This window comes from Iamia sp. (assembly GCF_035575815.1).
Taxonomy (GTDB): domain Bacteria; phylum Actinomycetota; class Acidimicrobiia; order Acidimicrobiales; family Iamiaceae; genus Iamia.
In genome coordinates this window covers 1-16,317 of the sequence record NZ_DATLXO010000032.1, presented here as the reverse complement: position 1 = coordinate 16,317, position 16,317 = coordinate 1, and the positions used below count along the sequence as shown (strand labels likewise).

General features: G+C 70.2%; 18 protein-coding genes, 2 tRNA genes and 2 pseudogenes. 11 read left to right on the top strand and 11 right to left on the bottom strand.

Translation table 11 applies throughout. The features are described 5' to 3' along the window. Complete coding sequence (locus VNL12_RS02620; RefSeq protein ID WP_325591252.1) at window positions 1-264, bottom strand: hypothetical protein; 264 nt, start codon at window positions 262-264, stop codon at window positions 1-3. 377 nt (window positions 265-641) lie between these two features. On the opposite strand from VNL12_RS02620, the gene VNL12_RS02615 reads away from it, so the two are divergent. Further along, a tRNA-Glu gene (locus VNL12_RS02615) sits at window positions 642-714 on the top strand. A gap of 62 nt (window positions 715-776) precedes the next feature. On the opposite strand, the gene VNL12_RS02610 is transcribed toward VNL12_RS02615, so the two are convergent. The 5 genes from VNL12_RS02610 to VNL12_RS02590 all read right to left on the bottom strand — a co-directional run bounded on the left by VNL12_RS02610 (window position 777) and on the right by VNL12_RS02590 (window position 5,378). Continuing rightward, window positions 777-1,961 (bottom strand): ATP-binding protein, encoded by a 1,185-nt coding sequence (locus VNL12_RS02610; protein WP_325591254.1) that lies wholly within the window; start codon window positions 1,959-1,961, stop codon window positions 777-779. Window positions 1,962-2,167: 206 nt separating this feature from the next. Beyond that, on the bottom strand, window positions 2,168-2,752 hold the full coding sequence (locus VNL12_RS02605; protein ID WP_325591250.1) for a GerMN domain-containing protein: 585 nt from the start codon (window positions 2,750-2,752) through the stop codon (window positions 2,168-2,170). After that, window positions 2,749-4,101 carry a HAMP domain-containing sensor histidine kinase gene (locus VNL12_RS02600; protein ID WP_325591249.1) on the bottom strand — a complete coding sequence of 451 codons (1,353 nt, stop codon included), beginning with the start codon at window positions 4,099-4,101 and terminating at the stop codon, window positions 2,749-2,751. Before VNL12_RS02600 ends, VNL12_RS02605 begins: the two co-directional genes overlap by 4 nt. A gap of 288 nt (window positions 4,102-4,389) precedes the next feature. After that, on the bottom strand, window positions 4,390-4,623 hold the full coding sequence (locus tag VNL12_RS02595; RefSeq protein WP_325591247.1) for a hypothetical protein: 234 nt from the start codon (window positions 4,621-4,623) through the stop codon (window positions 4,390-4,392). Between the two features lie 167 nt (window positions 4,624-4,790). Next, window positions 4,791-5,378 (bottom strand): helix-turn-helix domain-containing protein, encoded by a 588-nt coding sequence (locus VNL12_RS02590; protein ID WP_325591246.1) that lies wholly within the window; start codon window positions 5,376-5,378, stop codon window positions 4,791-4,793. A 483-nt stretch (window positions 5,379-5,861) separates the two neighbouring features. On the opposite strand from VNL12_RS02590, the gene VNL12_RS02585 reads away from it, so the two are divergent. From VNL12_RS02585 to VNL12_RS02570, 5 genes are all read left to right on the top strand, one after another. After that, window positions 5,862-6,089, top strand: a complete 228-nt coding sequence (locus VNL12_RS02585; protein ID WP_325591244.1) for a hypothetical protein — start codon at window positions 5,862-5,864, stop codon at window positions 6,087-6,089. Between the two features lie 38 nt (window positions 6,090-6,127). Beyond that, on the top strand, window positions 6,128-6,388 hold the full coding sequence (locus tag VNL12_RS21130; protein ID WP_414654838.1) for a SixA phosphatase family protein: 261 nt from the start codon (window positions 6,128-6,130) through the stop codon (window positions 6,386-6,388). Between the two features lie 4 nt (window positions 6,389-6,392). Continuing rightward, window positions 6,393-6,530 carry a hypothetical protein gene (locus VNL12_RS02580; RefSeq protein ID WP_325591243.1) on the top strand — a complete coding sequence of 46 codons (138 nt, stop codon included), beginning with the start codon at window positions 6,393-6,395 and terminating at the stop codon, window positions 6,528-6,530. A gap of 690 nt (window positions 6,531-7,220) precedes the next feature. After that, window positions 7,221-7,631: a hypothetical protein gene (locus VNL12_RS02575; protein WP_325591241.1), complete on the top strand. Its 411-nt coding sequence runs from the start codon at window positions 7,221-7,223 to the stop codon at window positions 7,629-7,631. Continuing rightward, window positions 7,628-7,894: a hypothetical protein gene (locus VNL12_RS02570; protein ID WP_325591239.1), complete on the top strand. Its 267-nt coding sequence runs from the start codon at window positions 7,628-7,630 to the stop codon at window positions 7,892-7,894. The genes VNL12_RS02575 and VNL12_RS02570 overlap by 4 nt, the downstream gene beginning before the upstream one ends. Before the next feature lie 274 nt (window positions 7,895-8,168). Here VNL12_RS02570 and VNL12_RS02565 read toward each other — a convergent pair. From VNL12_RS02565 to VNL12_RS02555, 3 genes and pseudogenes are all read right to left on the bottom strand, one after another. Next, a pseudogene (locus VNL12_RS02565) lies at window positions 8,169-8,334 on the bottom strand (very short patch repair endonuclease); the annotation flags it as partial. Between the two features lie 181 nt (window positions 8,335-8,515). Then, window positions 8,516-8,968 (bottom strand): hypothetical protein, encoded by a 453-nt coding sequence (locus VNL12_RS02560; protein ID WP_325591237.1) that lies wholly within the window; start codon window positions 8,966-8,968, stop codon window positions 8,516-8,518. A gap of 80 nt (window positions 8,969-9,048) precedes the next feature. Further along, complete coding sequence (locus VNL12_RS02555) at window positions 9,049-11,379, bottom strand: fibronectin type III domain-containing protein (RefSeq protein WP_325591236.1); 2,331 nt, start codon at window positions 11,377-11,379, stop codon at window positions 9,049-9,051. Between VNL12_RS02555 and VNL12_RS02550 the strand changes: the two genes are divergently transcribed. The 4 genes and pseudogenes from VNL12_RS02550 to VNL12_RS02540 all read left to right on the top strand — a co-directional run bounded on the left by VNL12_RS02550 (window position 11,272) and on the right by VNL12_RS02540 (window position 14,464). After that, window positions 11,272-12,162 (top strand): RNA-guided endonuclease TnpB family protein, encoded by an 891-nt coding sequence (locus VNL12_RS02550; protein ID WP_325591234.1) that lies wholly within the window; start codon window positions 11,272-11,274, stop codon window positions 12,160-12,162. The two genes, VNL12_RS02555 and VNL12_RS02550, sit on opposite strands and share 108 nt — an antisense overlap. Window positions 12,163-12,537: 375 nt before the next feature. Beyond that, a pseudogene (locus VNL12_RS20765) lies at window positions 12,538-12,642 on the top strand (DUF2510 domain-containing protein); the annotation flags it as partial. 186 nt (window positions 12,643-12,828) lie between these two features. Continuing rightward, window positions 12,829-13,953, top strand: a complete 1,125-nt coding sequence (locus tag VNL12_RS02545; protein WP_325591233.1) for a DUF4041 domain-containing protein — start codon at window positions 12,829-12,831, stop codon at window positions 13,951-13,953. Window positions 13,954-14,194: 241 nt separating this feature from the next. Continuing rightward, entirely contained in the window at window positions 14,195-14,464 is a 270-nt protein-coding gene (locus VNL12_RS02540) for a hypothetical protein (RefSeq protein ID WP_325591232.1), read from the top strand. A 187-nt stretch (window positions 14,465-14,651) separates the two neighbouring features. Here VNL12_RS02540 and VNL12_RS02535 read toward each other — a convergent pair. Both VNL12_RS02535 and VNL12_RS02530 read right to left on the bottom strand, forming a co-directional pair. Beyond that, window positions 14,652-14,738, bottom strand: a tRNA-Leu gene (locus tag VNL12_RS02535). Window positions 14,739-14,755: 17 nt separating this feature from the next. Next, a complete protein-coding gene (locus VNL12_RS02530; protein ID WP_325591231.1) occupies window positions 14,756-16,072 on the bottom strand; it encodes a DUF418 domain-containing protein in 1,317 nt (438 codons plus the stop codon). A 97-nt stretch (window positions 16,073-16,169) separates the two neighbouring features. On the opposite strand from VNL12_RS02530, the gene VNL12_RS20760 reads away from it, so the two are divergent. Then, on the top strand, window positions 16,170-16,317 hold a 148-nt coding region (locus tag VNL12_RS20760), incomplete at its 3' end, for an FhaA domain-containing protein (RefSeq protein WP_349257782.1).

Here is a 16,317-nt window from a genome sequence, read left to right as displayed (position 1 = left end):
TCAGTCGTCGTCGGGGTCGGCCATCCCGAGGGCGACCTTGATCTCGTGCTCGGCGACGAGGAACGTCTCGTCGTCGACCTTGCCGGCGGCGCGGGCCTCGTTCAGCAGGCGGAACTTCTCGAGCAGGGCGTCCTGGTCGACGCCGTCGTCGTCCTTGGCCTCCGCGTCGCGCGAGTGGCGTCGTTCCCGCTTGGCGGCCTGCTGCTCCTGGCGGAGCTTGTCCAGCCGGCGCTTCTCGAATGTCTGGCGTCCCTTGCCGGCCATGTCAGCCCGTCCTCTCGACCGTTGCTCGCCCGATGCCCCGGACCTGGTCCCCGCAGGGCAGCGGAAGGCGGGTCGCAGCGTCGGCGCACGTGTTCACGACCATTGAGCGTGCCCGACGCGAGCGCCAGATCCACCACCGACGCCTGCCGCCGGGCCCTCCTGCGCCCCGCGCGGCGTCCTTCGGATCGTCGGATCCCGTCTCTGACCAGGGGATCGGTCTGCCTATGTCGAACTCTACGCGCCCGGAGGAGGAATCGGGTGAGACACGCCACCGTCGCGCTGCGGTCGGCGTTCGGGTGCTTCCGGGGCGCCGGTCGCACCGGCATCGGAGAGGGTCGTTCTCGGCGCCGCGACTACGGTCGGACCCGCCACGGCCGGCCCCCGTCGTCCAGCGGCCCAGGACACCGGCCTTTCAAGCCGGCAACGCGGGTTCGAATCCCGTCGGGGGTGCGAGAGGTTCTTCAGGGATCCTGCGACGCGGGCTCCTGGTCCAACGTCATCGCGTCGTGCCGTCAGCCGAACTCATGAGTAGGGAGAGTGCGGAGGAACCCGGCCATGTGCGGGACCGTGAAGGCCACCAATCCCCGCTCGGGCGCATAGACGAGGCCCTTGTTCAGCAACCCATCACGCTGGACCGAGACGTCGGAGGGCCGACGCCTCAGTGCGGAAGCGACCTCAGCCGTCGGCGCCGCATCGTCCCCGCGCGAGGCCATGGCGTGCATGTAGCGGCGTTCCGCCGGAGTCGCCCGGTCGTACCTCGGGGAGAAGAACGAGCGCGTCAGTTGGTCCCCGGCCCTGGGTGCGGCGACAGCCACATCCCGGTCCGTGATCGGACTCTCAACGGCGACATCCCACACGAACTTGGCGTGGGTCTGGATGAAGAACGGGTAGCCGCCCGCCAAGACCTCCAGGGCTTCAAGCGCGCCAGGCTCGTACCTCACGCCCAGCTCCTGGGCCGGCTCGGCGATCGCCTGGTTCTGAGCCTCGCGGTCGAGCGGGCCGACCCGACGAAGGTCGAAGAGTCGCTCCGCGTACGACTTGGCGTCCGAGAGCACCTTTCCGACGGTGGGCAGTCCGGCGCCGACGATCAGCACCGGGAGTCGCTCCTGGTTCACCCGATGGCAGGCGCCGACCACGCCGACCAGGCGATCGGATCCTGCGTCCTGAAGCTCATCGATCAGGACCACTGCTCCGGAGCCTTCGTCCTTCGCCGCGTGCCCGAGCTCTACGAGCAACTCGGTCAGATCGGTTTCCAGCGAACCGGAGTCGGCCACGCCGGGCTCCGGGTCGACACCAAACGCAAGGCCACCACGTGAGATCGTCGCTCCGGTCGCTCGAAGGAACGACACGGCCACACGCTGCAGCCGCTCGACCCGTTCGCGGTTCCGGTACTGCCGGCTGACCTGACGGAGCAGGTCGACGATCGCGTCGCCGAGCTGCCCGCGCAGATCAGCATCGGCCCGCGCCTCGACGTGGGCCGTTGCCCATCCCGACTTCAGCGCTATCTCACGCCAACGGAGCAGGAGCACGGTCTTGCCCACACCTCGCAACCCGGCGAGGACCAACGGTTGGACGGGGTTGCCGACCCCGACCCTCGCGATCATGGTCGCGAACGCATCCTGCAGCTCATCGCGACCTGCGAGGTATGGCGGCGGAGTGCCGGCGCCGGGCGAGTAGGGGTTGCTGATGGGATCCACCCGTGAGACTTTATCGCCCTCTCTATGAACAATTACATACGGCCACAGATTTGCCCATGCAGCCAGCACAGACCCGTGAAGTGACCGACCACTCCGCCGCGTCCGAGGGCAACGAGCTCGCGGGCGCGGGTACCGACACGCCGATGCCGCCGGGCGTCTCGGCGCCGAGGCGGGCCTTCTCCCGGGCGCCGAACGACGGTGACCGGTCAGCGCTCGGGGGCCACGTCGGTGAAGTCGTCACGGGCGAGGGCATCGGTCGTGAGGGCCCCGTCGCCCCGCGGGACCTCGACGCTCTCGCCGCCGAGCGTGAAGCTCACCCGACCGATCCCCGGCTGGCCGGTCAGCGTGTAGACGAGCTGGGCGATCGCCAGGGTCTGGTCGACGTTCCCCAGCTCGGCGAAGGAATCCCGGAGGTCGACCTGGGCAACGCCCCGGGCCGTGGTGGCCTCCGCGACCTGGCCCTCGGGCAGCGAGGACGAGAGGCCGACCTCCTGCTCGTCCTCGGTCGGACCGGCCGACAGCGCCTCGACGAGCTCGCCGAGACCGTCGTCCGACCCCGGGAACCGGGGGACCTCGACCAGCCGGTCGTCGAGCACGAAGTAGGTCGGAGCCGAGATCCCGCCCACCGACGTCGGGGACGCGGAGGGTTCCTGGTCGAGGAGCCCGAAGGGCACGTCGTCGGGGTCGGCTTGGCGCGCCGAGGACTCCGGCGGGATGCCGCACCCCGCGCCGAGCAGCAGCACCGCACCGACGGCGGTTCGCCGCAGGCGGCCACCGGTGACGCGGGTCATGCCGTCACCCGCGGCAGCTCGATGACGAACCGGGCTCCGCCGCCCGGAGCGTCCTCGACGCCGACGGTCCCGCCGTGGAGCCGGACGTGCTCGGTCACGAGGGCGAGTCCGAGCCCCGTTCCCGGCGCGGTGGCATGGGTACCGCGGGCGAAGCGCTCGAAGACGTACTCCTTCTCGTGCTCCGGTACGCCGGGTCCGTCGTCGTCGACGGTGAAGCGGACCGTGTCGGGGTCGCCCGACACGGTGAGGCACGTCGCGCCACCTCCGTAGTTGTCCGCGTTGTCGAGGAGGTTCACGAGCGCCTGACCGATGCGGCGCTTGTCGAGACGGGTCCGTTCTCCGCTTGTCGGGTCCACGACGAGGCGCACTCCCTCCCGTGCGGTGGCCTCCAGGATGCTCGATGCCAGGCGCCCGGGGTCGACCTCGTCGAGCGACAGCTCCGCCACCCCGGCCTCGGCCCGGGCGATCTCGAGCAGGTCGACGATCAGGTCGCGAAACCGGCCGACCTCGGTGTCGAGCACGTCGAGGGCCTCGACCGCAGCCGGGTCCGCGGCGCGCCGCCGCGCCACCGAGAGCGCCGCGTCCATGGTGGCCAACGGTGAGCGCAGCTCGTGGCTGACGTCGGACGCGAAGCGGGCCTCGCGCTCGATCCGGGCCTGCAGGCCGGCCACCATCTCGTTGAACGACTGCACCAGCGGCCGGAGGTCTGCGTCCTGCTCGTTCTCCAGCCGACGGTCGAGGGCACCCTCGCGGATGTGGTTGGCGGCCTCGGCGGTGCGGCGCACCGGGCGCAGGACCCGTCCGGTGAGCCAGCGCCCGGCGACGATCCCCGCCGCAGTGGACGCCAAGGTGGCCACGAGCAGGCCGCGCGCCACCAGGACCAAGGTCCGCTCCGCCTCACCGAAGGGGACAAGCTCCACGTATGCCGCATCCGCCTCGGCCAACGGGACCCCGACCGCGACCGCAGGGCCATCGTCGCCCAAGGTCCGCTGCCGTCCCGCCGTCCCCTCATCGAGGACCTCGACGAGCGAGGACGGTACGTCGCTGCGGCCTCCCGACACCGAGCTGCTGAACCACTCGTCGCCCACGCGGAGCAGGGCGATGCCGCCGGGGCTGGGCTGGGTGCGGGCGAGGGCACCGGCGGGGTCCGCGGCGTCACCCGACAGGGCGCTGCGCACGCTCCGCGCGTTGAGGTAGGTCTGACGCTCGGCCACCCGCTCGCGCTGGCCGATGAGCGTCGAACGGGTCAGCCCGTACGCGGCGGCGGCGACGATCGACGACACGAGCAGCGCCATCAGCCCGAAGGCGATCATGGCCCGGGTCCGCAGGGCGGGCTGACGCCAGCTCACCGGGCGGGGTGGGCCTCGGACCGCTCGGGCCGGCGCACCGTCGTCTGCGCTTCGTCAACCCTCGAGTTCGTCACCACCTGACGAGTGTGGCAAGCCGAAGGCGACCTCCGCTGTCACCGCGCCGTGGCCGGCCCCAGGGGCGCCTCCATCGCGTCGCCCGGGCCCCGCCTCACCGACTGTCGGTCCCCGAGCCACCTTGGGGACGCAAGGCGGTGCGCACCCCGGTCGGGCCGTTCGAGCTCAGTCGTCTCTGCGGCGGTAGACGTGGATCGCCGGAGAAAGGGGCTTTCATTGATGATGATCGATGTTGAATGCGGTGACATCGACGATGTCCCTCGAGGCGTCCTCATCGGCGGGTGGTGCGCCCGCCTCGTCGCAGCAAGGCGGCTTGTCCCGCTCGGTGTCTGGTGCGTCCAGCTCAAGTGCTTCGAGCAGCAGCGCATACACGTCGTCTTCGGACTGGTCGTGCGGGCCGATGACGATGACGACCGCGTGGTTGGCGGTGATCCAAGCCGTGAGCATCCGATCATTGCCGTAGAAGTGCCGGGAGCACACACGGTCGAGGACTTCGCCCGACAGGCGATAGCCGGCTGCCTCGCAGCCCTGCGCGCGCAGAGCATTCAGGGCCTCGGCGGCCGCTCGCCTGCGCCTGCCTCGAAGGTCCCGTGCCTGTCGGGTCGCGGTTGCCGTCAGGTCGACCCGGATCGCGATCGCTTCGCTCCCTTCGGCAGAGCCGAGAGCTCAGCGAGGAGATCGTCGGTGAGCGGAACGAGACGACGGGCGCGCAGGTCGGCGAAACCCTCCTCGGCGCCATCCAGAGCGGCCCGATCGCGCAGCACGCGATGCACATCTGCGAGCAGGTGGCGGTCATCGGAGTGCTCTCGGATCAAGTCGAGCGCCCGCTTCACGTCGGCAAGGCACAGCGTGTCCACTCGGGTTGGCCGCGCGTCCGGCACGGCGACGAGCACGCCGGACGTGATCCAGGCCCGCACGGTCGGCGGCGTGATCCCAAGCAGCTCCGCAGCCTCGGCCACCTTCGCGCCGCGGTCGCGGTCGCCCAGACGACTCCGAACGGCGTCCAGGGTGCGGCGCCGTTCCGGGTCGGCCTCGTGCTCAGCCAGCTCCTGCAACGCGTTGAGATCCTCGACGACATCGACAACGGTCACGCCTTCAGGATACACGCCACTTTCTATTCTGACTGCGTTTTGGGAAGCCGGCTGCGTGGCAATGAGGCCGGGCGCACGACGGCTGGCTGCTCCGTGCTGGTGGCGTTTCACCGGACGGTGGCCCCGACCAGCAGCACGGAGGGAGAGGGTTGACCCATGGGCGGATCAGTGCGCTGACGTGATCCGGAGCGCTCGGTCGCAGCCCGGCGTCGACTCCGTCGACGTGTTCATGGCGGCGCCCATCGGCTCGCCGTGGCGCTGGGCTGGCGGCTGAACGCTGTCGGTGGCGTTGCCCGCTTCCCGTACGCCGAAGCCCAAGCCCGGATCATTGAGTTCGTCACTCGGATCGCCGAGGCATGACATCCGGTTCGACAATCCGCTCGCCCGCCGGAGGGTCTGGGACGACGATGGGGTGATGACCGCCGATCACGACGAGGTCAACGATCGCCCGGGCCGCCGACCTGCTGAACGTCTCGACCGCGTTCGTCCGCCGCCTCATCGACGACGAGAAGATCCCAGTCACCGGGGCGGGGACGCCCGGCAGACACCGCTCGCCGACCTGCTCGCCTATCGCGACCGGGCGGCCTGTGGCACGTGGGACCGTACGAGCTTGCGACGCGCCGAGACGTGATCGCCGGCGAGGAGGCGTCCATCGACTACGGCACCGTGTCCCGCGCCGACGGGTTCAAGATGGCGTGCCGGTGCGGAGCCCCAGCTTGCCGGGGCGAGGTGACGAGTGCCGACTGGATGCGAGTGGAGCTCCACGAGCGCTACCGCGATCACTGGGTATCTGCGCTGCAGGAGCGGATCGACAGGGGGTGAGCACTGCCCCCGAACGGCTCGGTGCGCTCTCGTCCGCTATGTGGACAAGAGTGGCAACCGTGTTGGTCGTGGTGCGGCACGCAGAAGCGGTGAAGCGCGAGGTCAGCGGACCCCCAGACGACCAACGTCCTCTCACCGACGAGGGGCGACGTCAAGCCGTCGAGCTTGTGGACCAGATCGCGAGGTGGGAACCGACGGAGGTGCTCTCCAGCCCCCTACTGCGCGCGGTCGAGACGGTGGCACCTACCGCTGCTCACTTCGGCATCCCCGTGCATCGGCGTCAGGACTTGCGCGAGTGAAGGCTTGGGCGTCAGCGATCCCTACGAGCTCTGGCTGCAGATGCCAACACCCGCCATCTACCGGATCGACCGGCTCGACCACGGCATCAAGATCGAAGGGCCTGGCCTTGTGGCCACGCTGCCGCCCATCGCGAACCGGTGAGCCTTCCTCGTGACGCGACTCGATCGTCGCCGCGGCCGTCCCCGACGCGGCACCATCAACGGTAGCGTCCGTCCACATCGACCCGCGCTCGGGCGCGCGGGACCGTCGGCATCGACCTCTCGCCCCACGGCCACGACTCGTGATGTGACGGGTCCCTTGTCACCGGGTCGCAGCGCTATCCATCTCCGTGATCGTCGGTGCGATCGATCACCCAGCCCACAACGTGTTTGAGCGGCGGGTCCGAACCGTCAACGTCGGGAGCTCGAGACTGGTCACCATCCTGGAGCGAACGGTCTCGCGCCCGGGCCCTTCGACGTAGCTCTCGACAAATGGATGGCCGAGCGCAACAAGGACCGATCGCCGGTTGAGCCGGCGGACGCGACGATGTCCAGGTCCCCGAGAAGGTAGGCGTCGCCACGGACATCTCATGCCGTCCGGTCACGGAGCCCCTTCAATGCCACTACCAGCACGTTCAGGCTGAGGATCGCGTGGGCGAGGGGGGACTTGAACTCCTTCTGAGCGGGTGTCCTGGATAGCCCGCGTGACCGGCACGACCGCTGAGCAGGGCGTTCGCGGTCCAGCCCTGTCGGCTCGTACCAGCGAGAACCGCCTAGTTGTCACCCGTTTGTGACCACGCCGTGACCACCGCGGCGTCCGCCGGCCGTCACATGGGGCTGACAGACTCAACGGGTGCTCACCCCGATCGAGGCTCACCTGCGCGCCGACGAGGACCCCAGCAACTGGGTGCTCGTCATCCGCGGTCGCCCGCTGACGATGGAGGGCCTCCTCACCGCGGCAGCTCGCACCCTCGACGAGTTCAGCTGGAACGGCGAGCCCCTGGCCGCCGTCTCGGCGGAGGTCACGGGGCGCGATCGGAGCGCCGACGACGTGTTGGCTGGGCCGCGACTCCGGACACGTCGGACCTACGCCGCCGCACCCGTCACCGATGTCGTCGCTGGCGGCTTCCCGGTGCTGGCGACCTTCACCGCACCCCACGTGAGCATCGTCCTGCCCGAGTACGATGAAGCGCACGTCCGCTCCCTGGTCGCGACCCTCGGACCCGAGCAGGCGAACCCGCACTACATGAGGACGCCTCGATGACCACACGAGTCACGCTGCCTGCCGACGTGCACCAGATCGACGCGACCGGCTTCGTGTGGACGTTCCTCGACGAGGCCGACGACCCTGCACGCGTCGTGGTTGATGCGCTGATCGTGGCCGGCGACGGCGAGGATCCGTTCCTCGCCCGCGTTGTTGACATCGTCGAGGGCAACTCGGGACGCAGCATCGTCCACCTCGAGGTCATCGGTGTACCGAGCCAGGTGATCGACGAGCTGCGCCACGCCAACCTGCTGCCTGCCTGATCGGGTCGCCGCGACTGCCCGATTCCGTGACCAAGCCGTGACCACGGGGCTCTTGGGGACCTCGCTCCCGTCCGACCGCAACGCCCTGACCTGACCTGGGTGAACGTGGTGGTGATCGAGTGGGTTGCTCGCGCAACTGGTGTGGGGTGGTGCTTCGCTATGCGGCCGAGCTGGCGATCCTCCGCTTGGATCGCCTGATTCCTCTCGTCTACGGCCACCCGCCCGCGGCCTGCTCCGGGGGCTCGTGCCCCCACACTCGCATCGTTCGCCTTCGGACTGGTGCGGTGCTCCGGGCATGAGTGCCAGAAACATCCGTCGACGAACGCGGCGACCTTGGCGCGGGTGAACACCACGTCCGCCGTCCGGCGGACTCCGGGGAGTGGGCGCAGGTGGACCCGGTACCGAAGTCCCCGAGCGTGGAGCGCTCGACGGAGGGCCAGCTCGGGAGCAGTGTCCCGTGTCGCCTGGAGGGCGAGGCGACGCCGGCGTCGAGCTCACGGCAAGGCGTCGTGGGCCTCGTCTGATCCCTCGTTGCCGCCTAGATCAGCGGTCGATTCGATCAGGTTCGCCCAACTCGCCTCGATACCGACATCGGCGGATTCTACGGCCGGCGATCGAGGTTCATGGCCCCTCATCTTCCTGCATCGACGTTGCCGGGTGCTTCTTGGCGATCCGCACCGGCCCGCACCCCATGCGGGCCGGGCACGAACCAGCCGACGGACCGGCGTTGAGGCGCCAGGCACCACAGGTCAGACACACCGCCAGGGTTCGCTGCGACTGGCCTTCCCGCTTCCCCTTGCGGGCAGTGATCCGGGGGCGGATGAACCCCAACGCCTCGGCGAAGGCGGGCCTGGTGAGGACCGCGACCTGCTCGGCGGAGAGCGCCACCCCGGCGTTCTCGAGGACCCGCCACCCCTGCCCGCCCACCTCCCCCCACGACCGCACCTCGTCATCCCCGACGACGGTCAGGATCGACAAGGCCAGCCGAGCGGCCTCGTACAGCGGGTGGGTGTCGTCGTCGAGGGCGGGGAAGCCCCTGGGCCCCCTTGGCGCGTCGGTGCGTTGTGGGACCACATGGGTTCTGTGCGATACCGGTCACTGCGTTGGTGGCGCCGGCCTACCCGGTGGTGCGCGATCGTCGGTGGCCCGAGCCACTACCCCAGCCGCTCGCAGCCCACCCTGGGATCGACAGCGTCGACCAAGGCGAGATCGCCGGTCGTACCTGAGGTGTGGCCGCCGCAGTCGACGATGATGTCCCTGAGCGAATCCTTGGCCAGCAGCGTGTCGTTGCCCCCGCCGCCATAGAGGGAGTCGGCTCCGCCGTCACCGGAGAGGGTGTCGGCCCCGTCGTAGCCGTAGAGCTTGTCGTCCCCCGCGCCACCGCTGAGGGAGTTGACCGTGGGGGTGCCGGTCTGGGCCCTGAGCTCGTCGTTGCCGGCGCCACCCGTGATGTTCTCCACGCTGGTGCCGACGTTGTCGGCCTCGCCGATCCCGTACTGGCCGTCGTTGGCGATGTTGTCCAGGGTGACCCGCACCCCTTGGGTCCAGCCGGTGCGGTCATTGTAGAGAACCCGGTCGATCCCGGTCCCGCCTCTGATGATGTCGTTGCCGGTGCCACCGACGAGGGAGTCGTTCCCGTCCCCACCATCGAGGGTGTCATTGCCCCCGCCGCCATAGAGGGTGTCATTGCCGCCGTCACCGAAGAGGGTGTCGGCCCCGTCGTAGCCGTAGAGCTTGTCGGCCCCCGCGCCACCGCTGAGGGAGTTGACCGTGGGACTGCCGGTCTGGGCCCTGAGTTCGTCGTTGCCGGCGCCACCCGTGATGTTCTCCACGCTGGTGCCGACGTTGTCGGCCTCGCCGACCCCGTACGGGCCGTCGGTGGCGATGTTGTCCAGGGTGACCCGCACCCCTTGGGTCCAGCCGGTGCGGTCATTGTAGAGAACCCGGTCGATCCCGGTCCCGCCTCTGATGATGTCGTTGCCGGCGCCACCGACGAGGAAGTCGTCCCCGTCCCCACCATCAAGGGTGTCATTGCCCCCGCCACCGCAGATGCGGTCGTTGCCGCCTCCGCCGTTGACGATGTCGTCGCCGCCACCGGCGAAGATCACGTCATCCCCGGCCGTCCCGAAGATCGTGTCGTTGCCGTCGCCGTAGACGGCGGTGGTGGGCCGGCCCAGGCAGAAGGTGGCGGTCGGGGTGACCGCGTTGGAGGCCGCCGACGGCGGCCCGGTTCCGACCGCGTTGATCGCCGACACCCTGAACGTGTACGTGGCTGAGTTGGCCAGGCCGGTGACCACCCGCGACCGCGCGGTCGAGTTGAACGTCACTGGCGCCTGCGCGGTCGTCCCGATGTAGGGCCTCACGACGTAGCCCGTCGTCGGCGACCCACCATCGGAGGCCGGCGCCGACCAAGACACCGTCGCCCGTGCGTTGCCCGGCACCGCCGACGGCGTGCCCGGCGGCCCCGGCGCTGTGGCTGTGGTCAGGTCGTCGCCGACGAGGGTCCGCAGCTCGCCGAGGCGATTGTAGATGCCCGTGCCGGGGCAGGCGGTCAGGCTGACGTCTCGGTGACCGGCGATCGTCGGCAGGGTGACCATCGTCCCCGCCGGGTACTTGGTGGAACCGCCGCTCTTGACCGTCACCTGGCCCTCGGGGTCGATGCCCGCCGCGCCGAAGCGCCAGCCGAGCACCCGGCGGAGCCCGGTGAACGTCGCGCTCGGCAGAGTCACACCGTCGTAGTTGCCGATGACCGAGAGGCCGACCGAGCCGGTGTTGAAGCCCGAGGCGTGCCCGCCGATCACTGGGCCCGACAGGCTCCCCGTGCGTCCCTCCCACATGCCACCGAACCGGTCGACCAGGAAGTTGTACGCGATGTCGCACCAGCCTCGGGTCTCGGTGTGGAAGTAGTAGATGCCCCGAAGAACGTCGTCGACCTCGGACTGCGTGTAGCTGTTGCCGCTGGCGGTGTGGTGCACGATGGCGTTGCGGAGCGGCGCTTCGGACGGTGAGCCGCTGCACCGCCAAGGCCCCGCTCCCCAGGCCGCCCGCGGCTGGATCGCCGGCATGGCGGGGCTGGTGGACGTCGCGGCCAGCGCCGGAGATCCCTCCGTGCGGAGCTCGCTGCTCATGGCAGTCGGCACCGGGCTGTTGGTCCTCACAGTCGCCGTCGACCTGGGGGCCAACAACCTCGGCATGGCGCCGGTGGGCTCGGCGGACGGTGCCCCTGATCCTTCAGTGCGCAGCACGTCGACCCGCAGATCGGCCAGGCGCCCGGACGTGACCCGCAGCTCGACCGCCTGGGTCCCAGAGCCAGTCCACACCGGTCCCACGGCGGTCGGGCGCGCCGCCGACGCGTCGGGCGAGGTCGGGTCCGGGGCATGGTCGGGATCAGCCTCCAGCTCGACCCAGGCGCCCCACGTATCGCTGGTGCGAGCACGGAGCTGCACTGCGCCGACCGGCGCGCCACTCCACCCCACGGCAACCATCTGCCCCTCCGGGACACTGACGGCGGCCTCGAAGCCGGGGCTTGCCTCGGTCGTGACTCGGCCAGGGCCGCCCCTCACCGCAACCCGGGGCGAAGGGAGAGGCCGGGCGTCGCCTCCGGTGACCGGCACGGCGACGGCAGTCACGCCGCCAGCCGAGGGAAGAGCAACCGTTCCGTCGCCGGACGGCGTGACGGCAGTCGCCGGAAGGGCTCCCCACGAAGCCGCCGCCAGCAGGGCGACCGTGAGGCAGATGGGCCAACGACCGGCGCGTGGGCGTGGGCAAGGGATCGGCCGAAGAGCGGACATGCGTCACGTTGGCAGCACAAGAGCCACCGCGTCAACAACGGTGAGCGGCGACGCGTCAAGGTGGCTGTGGCCCACCGCAAGGTCCGTGAGGCACGCCTCGACGCCCACCACAAGCTCGCTCTTCGACTGGTCCGCGACAACCAAGCGGTCTACGTCGAGGACTTGTGTGTGGCCGGCCTGGCCAGAACGAACCTGGCCCGTTCGGTGCACTACGCCGGGTGGTCGCAACTCGTCCGGGTCCTCGAAGAGAAGGCGACCCACCACGGCCGCCAGGTCGTCAAGGTCGGGCGCTGGTTCCCGTCGTCCCGGCTGTGCTCAGCCTGCGGGGTCGACTCGGAACCGCTCGAGGTCAGGTCCTGGACCTGTGACCGGTGCGGGGCATCCTACGACCGGGACCTCAACGCGGCCACCAGCATGAGCCGCTCGGTAGGAATCCCGGCCGTTCGAGTCGAGTCGAGTGGGCGAGGGGGGACTTGAACCCCCACGGGTGTTATCGCACAGGAACCTGAATCCTGTGAAGGGGCGTCCGCCTCGTATCGTCCGGTGCTGGATCATGTCGCTGAGTTGGGCTTTCGCGTCGGTGCGATCCCGCTGCGTATCGGACCGTTGCCATCCGTAGCGCCCGTTGGGTTGCAGATGGGTTGCAGTGGTGTGCCGGCACCTGACGTCGATAGCGCAAGCGGTGTTGACCCCTGCGGGAGCCGGACGCTCCTACGAACGTGTGCGCGGCCGTCGGGCTGGTGAGCAGCACCCCGACACGGACTGAGGTAGCGACAAGAGCTGCCCCCGATAGTGGCATGATCGGTCAATGGGCTCACGCCAAGCCTACGAAGAAGGTCCGGCGGCCGGACGATGACCGACGCCCCCAGCCCGGGCTGGCACCCTGATCCGCGTGGTGCTCCAGCCTTACGCTGGTGGGATGGAACGGTGTGGACCGACCATACTCACCCGCTGGACCAGGGCGTTCCCGCTGCCAGAGCGCAGTCGTCTGTCGCACCTCCGTCCGATGTCGACCCACCGGCGATCGCAAGTCCGGCGGGCCTGCCCCAGACATGGGCCGAGCCAGCCGTCGACGCGGCCGACCCCGGAAACGACCCAGGGTGGGTCGCCCGGAAGATGGCCGCCCGGGAGCATCGGAACCTCTTGGACGAGACTGAGGGGCTCCGTGCGCAGCTGGCGGTGCTGCGCCAACAGCTCGTCGAAACTGAGGACGCCGTCCTGCTGCAGGAGGCGGGCGTCTACTCCTACCGGCATCCGCTCGACAACGCCGTCGCCTACAAGGCCGCGCTCACCGATGTGCAGAGCCGCATGAAGGCCGCGGTACGCGGCGGACAGGCGATCCAGTCCGCATCCGGGTGGACGGTCAACGGATCCCTGGCCGAGGGCCGGAAGATGGTGGCTGACTTCTCAAAGCTGATGATCAGCGCCTACAACGCCGAGGCTGACAGCCTCGTCCGCTCGCTCAAGCCCCATGCGCTGGCCCGCGCCATCGAGCGGCTCGACAAGGTGGCCACCAGGATCTCGAAGCTCGGCATCTCGATGGGCATCGCCATCACCACCCACTACCACCAGCTCCGCGTCTACGAGCTGGAGCTGACCGCCGACTACGTCAGCAAGGTCGCGGAGGAAAAGGAGCGCGAGCGCGAGGAGCGCGCCCGGATCCGCGAGGAGGAGAAGGTCCGCCGGGAGATCGAGCGGGAGCGCGAGAAGCTCACCAAGGAGCTGGAGCACCGACGCCGGGTCCTGGAGAGCCTGCGGGCGGGTGCCGCCAGCGTCGACGAGATCGCTCGCGCCGAAGCCGAGATGTCGGCTGTCGAGGGCTCGATCGAAGGCCTGAACGAACGGGCGGCCAACACCCGGGCCGGCTACGTGTATGTCATCTCGAACGTCGGCGCGTTCGGCTCCGGTGTCGTAAAGGTCGGGATGACCCGCCGCCTGGAGCCGATGGATCGGGTACGTGAGCTTGGAGATGCCTCTGTTCCGTTCCGCTTCGACGTCCACGCCATCATCTTCAGCAACGACGCCGTCGGCCTCGAGGGCACCCTTCATGCCGCCCTCGCCGACCGCCGGCTCAACCGAGTCAACCTCCGACGCGAGTTCTTCCACGCCACCCCCGCCGAGGTCCGAGCCCTCCTCGAGGGCACCGAAGTCAACCTCCTCGAGTTCGTCGAAGAGCCTGACGCGCTCGAATGGCACCAGTCGCGCAACGCTGCAGGAGCGTCCGCGGCGCCGCTTGCGGCGAGGCCGGATCCGCTGTCACCTCTCTGATTGGCTGGCCCGGCCCCGGTTATCGGGGCATCAACGCCCGCCTGCGGCTTCGGGGCCCCGCCCGAGTCGAGGTTCAGTTCCACACCCGGGATAGCTACGCCGTTGCGAAGGCGACGCGCGGGCTCTACGAGGAGTTCCGCCTCGCCGTCACCCCACCGGCCCGTCGAGCGGAGCTGGCGGCCGAGATCGCCGATGCGTTCACAACGATTCCGATCCCGTCGGGGGCAGTACGATGAGGCTCGTGACAGTCGTGTTCTGCGCCTCCACCATCGGCGGTCCGGAGCCCCGCGTGCTCGCTCGTTTCGTCACCGACGAAGGCGGTCTGCACGTCGAGCGGCTCGCTCGCCGAGAGGGCCACTGGGTCCACGACAGTAGCGTCGCGGGCTACTTGAGCGGCCACGACGACTGGGCGGAGCGGATCACGCGCGAGCGAGCGGTCGACATCGTCGCCTCCTGGGGCATGGCGGCGTCGATCATCGACGCGCCGGTCGTCGAGACCGCCGGCGCCTGACCCCCGGCCCGGCTGTCAGACCTCACACCCCTTGCTCGTCGCCGAGCCGAGGCAGTGCCGGACCCTGCCGAACGGTGCCCGGTCGGTCCCGCTTCGTGCCGGGCCGTCGGGTTGCAAGATGGTTGCACCAGCCGAAGCTGCACGTCTCCGCCTCGAGTGCTCTGGACACATCTGCCCAGGTCAGAGATGGTGGGCGAGGGGGGACTTGAACCCCCACGGGTGTTACCCCACAGGAACCTGAATCCTGCGCGTCTGCCAATTCCGCCACTCGCCCGAGTGGAAGCGCCGAGGCTAGCCAGGGCCAGGCGCGGGTGCCAAGGGAGATGCGGCCGGCCGGCGACGGATGGCGGGCCAGCGCAGGTACGCCCCGGCACGGGCGACGGCCTCGAGGGGGCCCATGGTGAAGAACCGGAACCAGACGACGGCCAGCCCGACCTGCACGACCCAGAGGGCCACCGCCAGCGCGACGGACGCGCCGATGCCGAGGTGGTCGCCCAGGCCGAGGCCGTATCCGTTGAACACCACAGAGGCGACCAGCGACTGGCTCAGGTAGACGGTGAGCGACATGCGCCCGGCGGGGGCAATGGCGCCGAGCACCCGGCGCAGCGGCCGCACCTCTCCTGCCCGCAGAACAACCCCGGCCCAAAGCAGGGCCATGGCCGGCCCGAGCAGCGAGTACAGCAGCCAGCTGGCCGAGCTCCGGCCCGCGTCGCGGGAGCCGAAGGCGGTGTCGCCGATGAGCCAAGCCGCCGGCACCGAGAGGGCCAGCCCCGCCAGCCAGAGGGGCACGATGCCGGACCGGAGCCACCGGGGCCACCGGCGGGGATCGACCCACTCGACACGGGCCGTGGCCATCCCGAGGCACATCATCCCGGCCACGGTGCCGCCCACCGAGAGCAGGCCCAAGGGAAAGCTCACGGCCAGGTCGCCCGCCCGCTGGCCCACGACATCGACGAAGCTCCCGTCGCCGTAGACGCGGGCATCGGCAGCCAGCTCGCGCAGCCCGTCGGCTCGCAGGGCGGCCTCGCCGCGGCCCTCGGGGTCGGTCAGCACCGCGGCGAGGGCGACCAGCCCGGTGGTGAAGAGCGACTGGGCCACGATCAGCCCCACGCCGAGCCCGGCCAACCATGCGGGCCGCAACGGGCGGACCAGCAGCAACGGGACCCCGATGACGGCGTAGGCGGTGAGGATGTCGCCGTCGAAGAGGAGCAGGCCGTGGGCCAGCCCGAAGGCCGCTAGCACCACCGCCCGGCGCAACCACGGTCCGACGACCGAGCGGCCCCGGACCCGAGTGCGAGCCTCCTGCACGGCGAAGCCCCAGCCGAACATGAACGAGAACAGCGGGTAGAACCGGCCCTCGGCGAGGGCGGAGACCCCGACGGTGAGGGCGTCGACCTCTCCGCCCAGCCGCCCTCCGGCGGCCGCCAGGTTGGGTCCGACCCCCCGACGGTACGCGGCCACGTTGACCACCACGATGCCGAGCAGGGCCACGGCCCGCAGGGCGTCGACCATCGGCTGGCGATCGCCCTCGGCCACCGGGGCGGCTGCCTCACCGGCGCTCGGCGGTCCGGGCGCGGGGGGCGGGGACGGGGCCCAGGCGGGGTGCACGGCCCCATCATCGCCGAGGTCACCGACGCCACCCGGGCGGGGGCGAGAAGTCGCGGCCGGTCCCGCCGGTATCGTCTCTCCTCGTGAGCGAGCGCTGATGGGGCTGAAGGGGTTCGAACGGCGGCTGGAGCAAGCCGTGGAGGGGACGTTCTCGCGCGTGTTCCGCTCGGGCCTGCGCCCGGTCGAGATCGGCCGGCGTCTGACCCGGGAGATGGACATCAACCGGTCGATCGACGTGCGAGGCC

Coding starts and splice junctions, on each gene's coding strand:
- VNL12_RS02595 (WP_325591247.1), bottom strand. CDS start 4,623: ATGCTCACGGCTTGGATCACCGCCAACCACGCGGTCGTCATCGTCATC.
- VNL12_RS02570 (WP_325591239.1), top strand. CDS start 7,628: ATGACCACACGAGTCACGCTGCCTGCCGACGTGCACCAGATCGACGCG.
- VNL12_RS02620 (WP_325591252.1), bottom strand. CDS start 264: ATGGCCGGCAAGGGACGCCAGACATTCGAGAAGCGCCGGCTGGACAAG.
- VNL12_RS02550 (WP_325591234.1), top strand. CDS start 11,272: ATGGTCGGGATCAGCCTCCAGCTCGACCCAGGCGCCCCACGTATCGCT.
- VNL12_RS02555 (WP_325591236.1), bottom strand. CDS start 11,379: ATGGTTGCCGTGGGGTGGAGTGGCGCGCCGGTCGGCGCAGTGCAGCTC.
- VNL12_RS02605 (WP_325591250.1), bottom strand. CDS start 2,752: ATGACCCGCGTCACCGGTGGCCGCCTGCGGCGAACCGCCGTCGGTGCG.
- VNL12_RS21130 (WP_414654838.1), top strand. CDS start 6,128: ATGTGGACAAGAGTGGCAACCGTGTTGGTCGTGGTGCGGCACGCAGAA.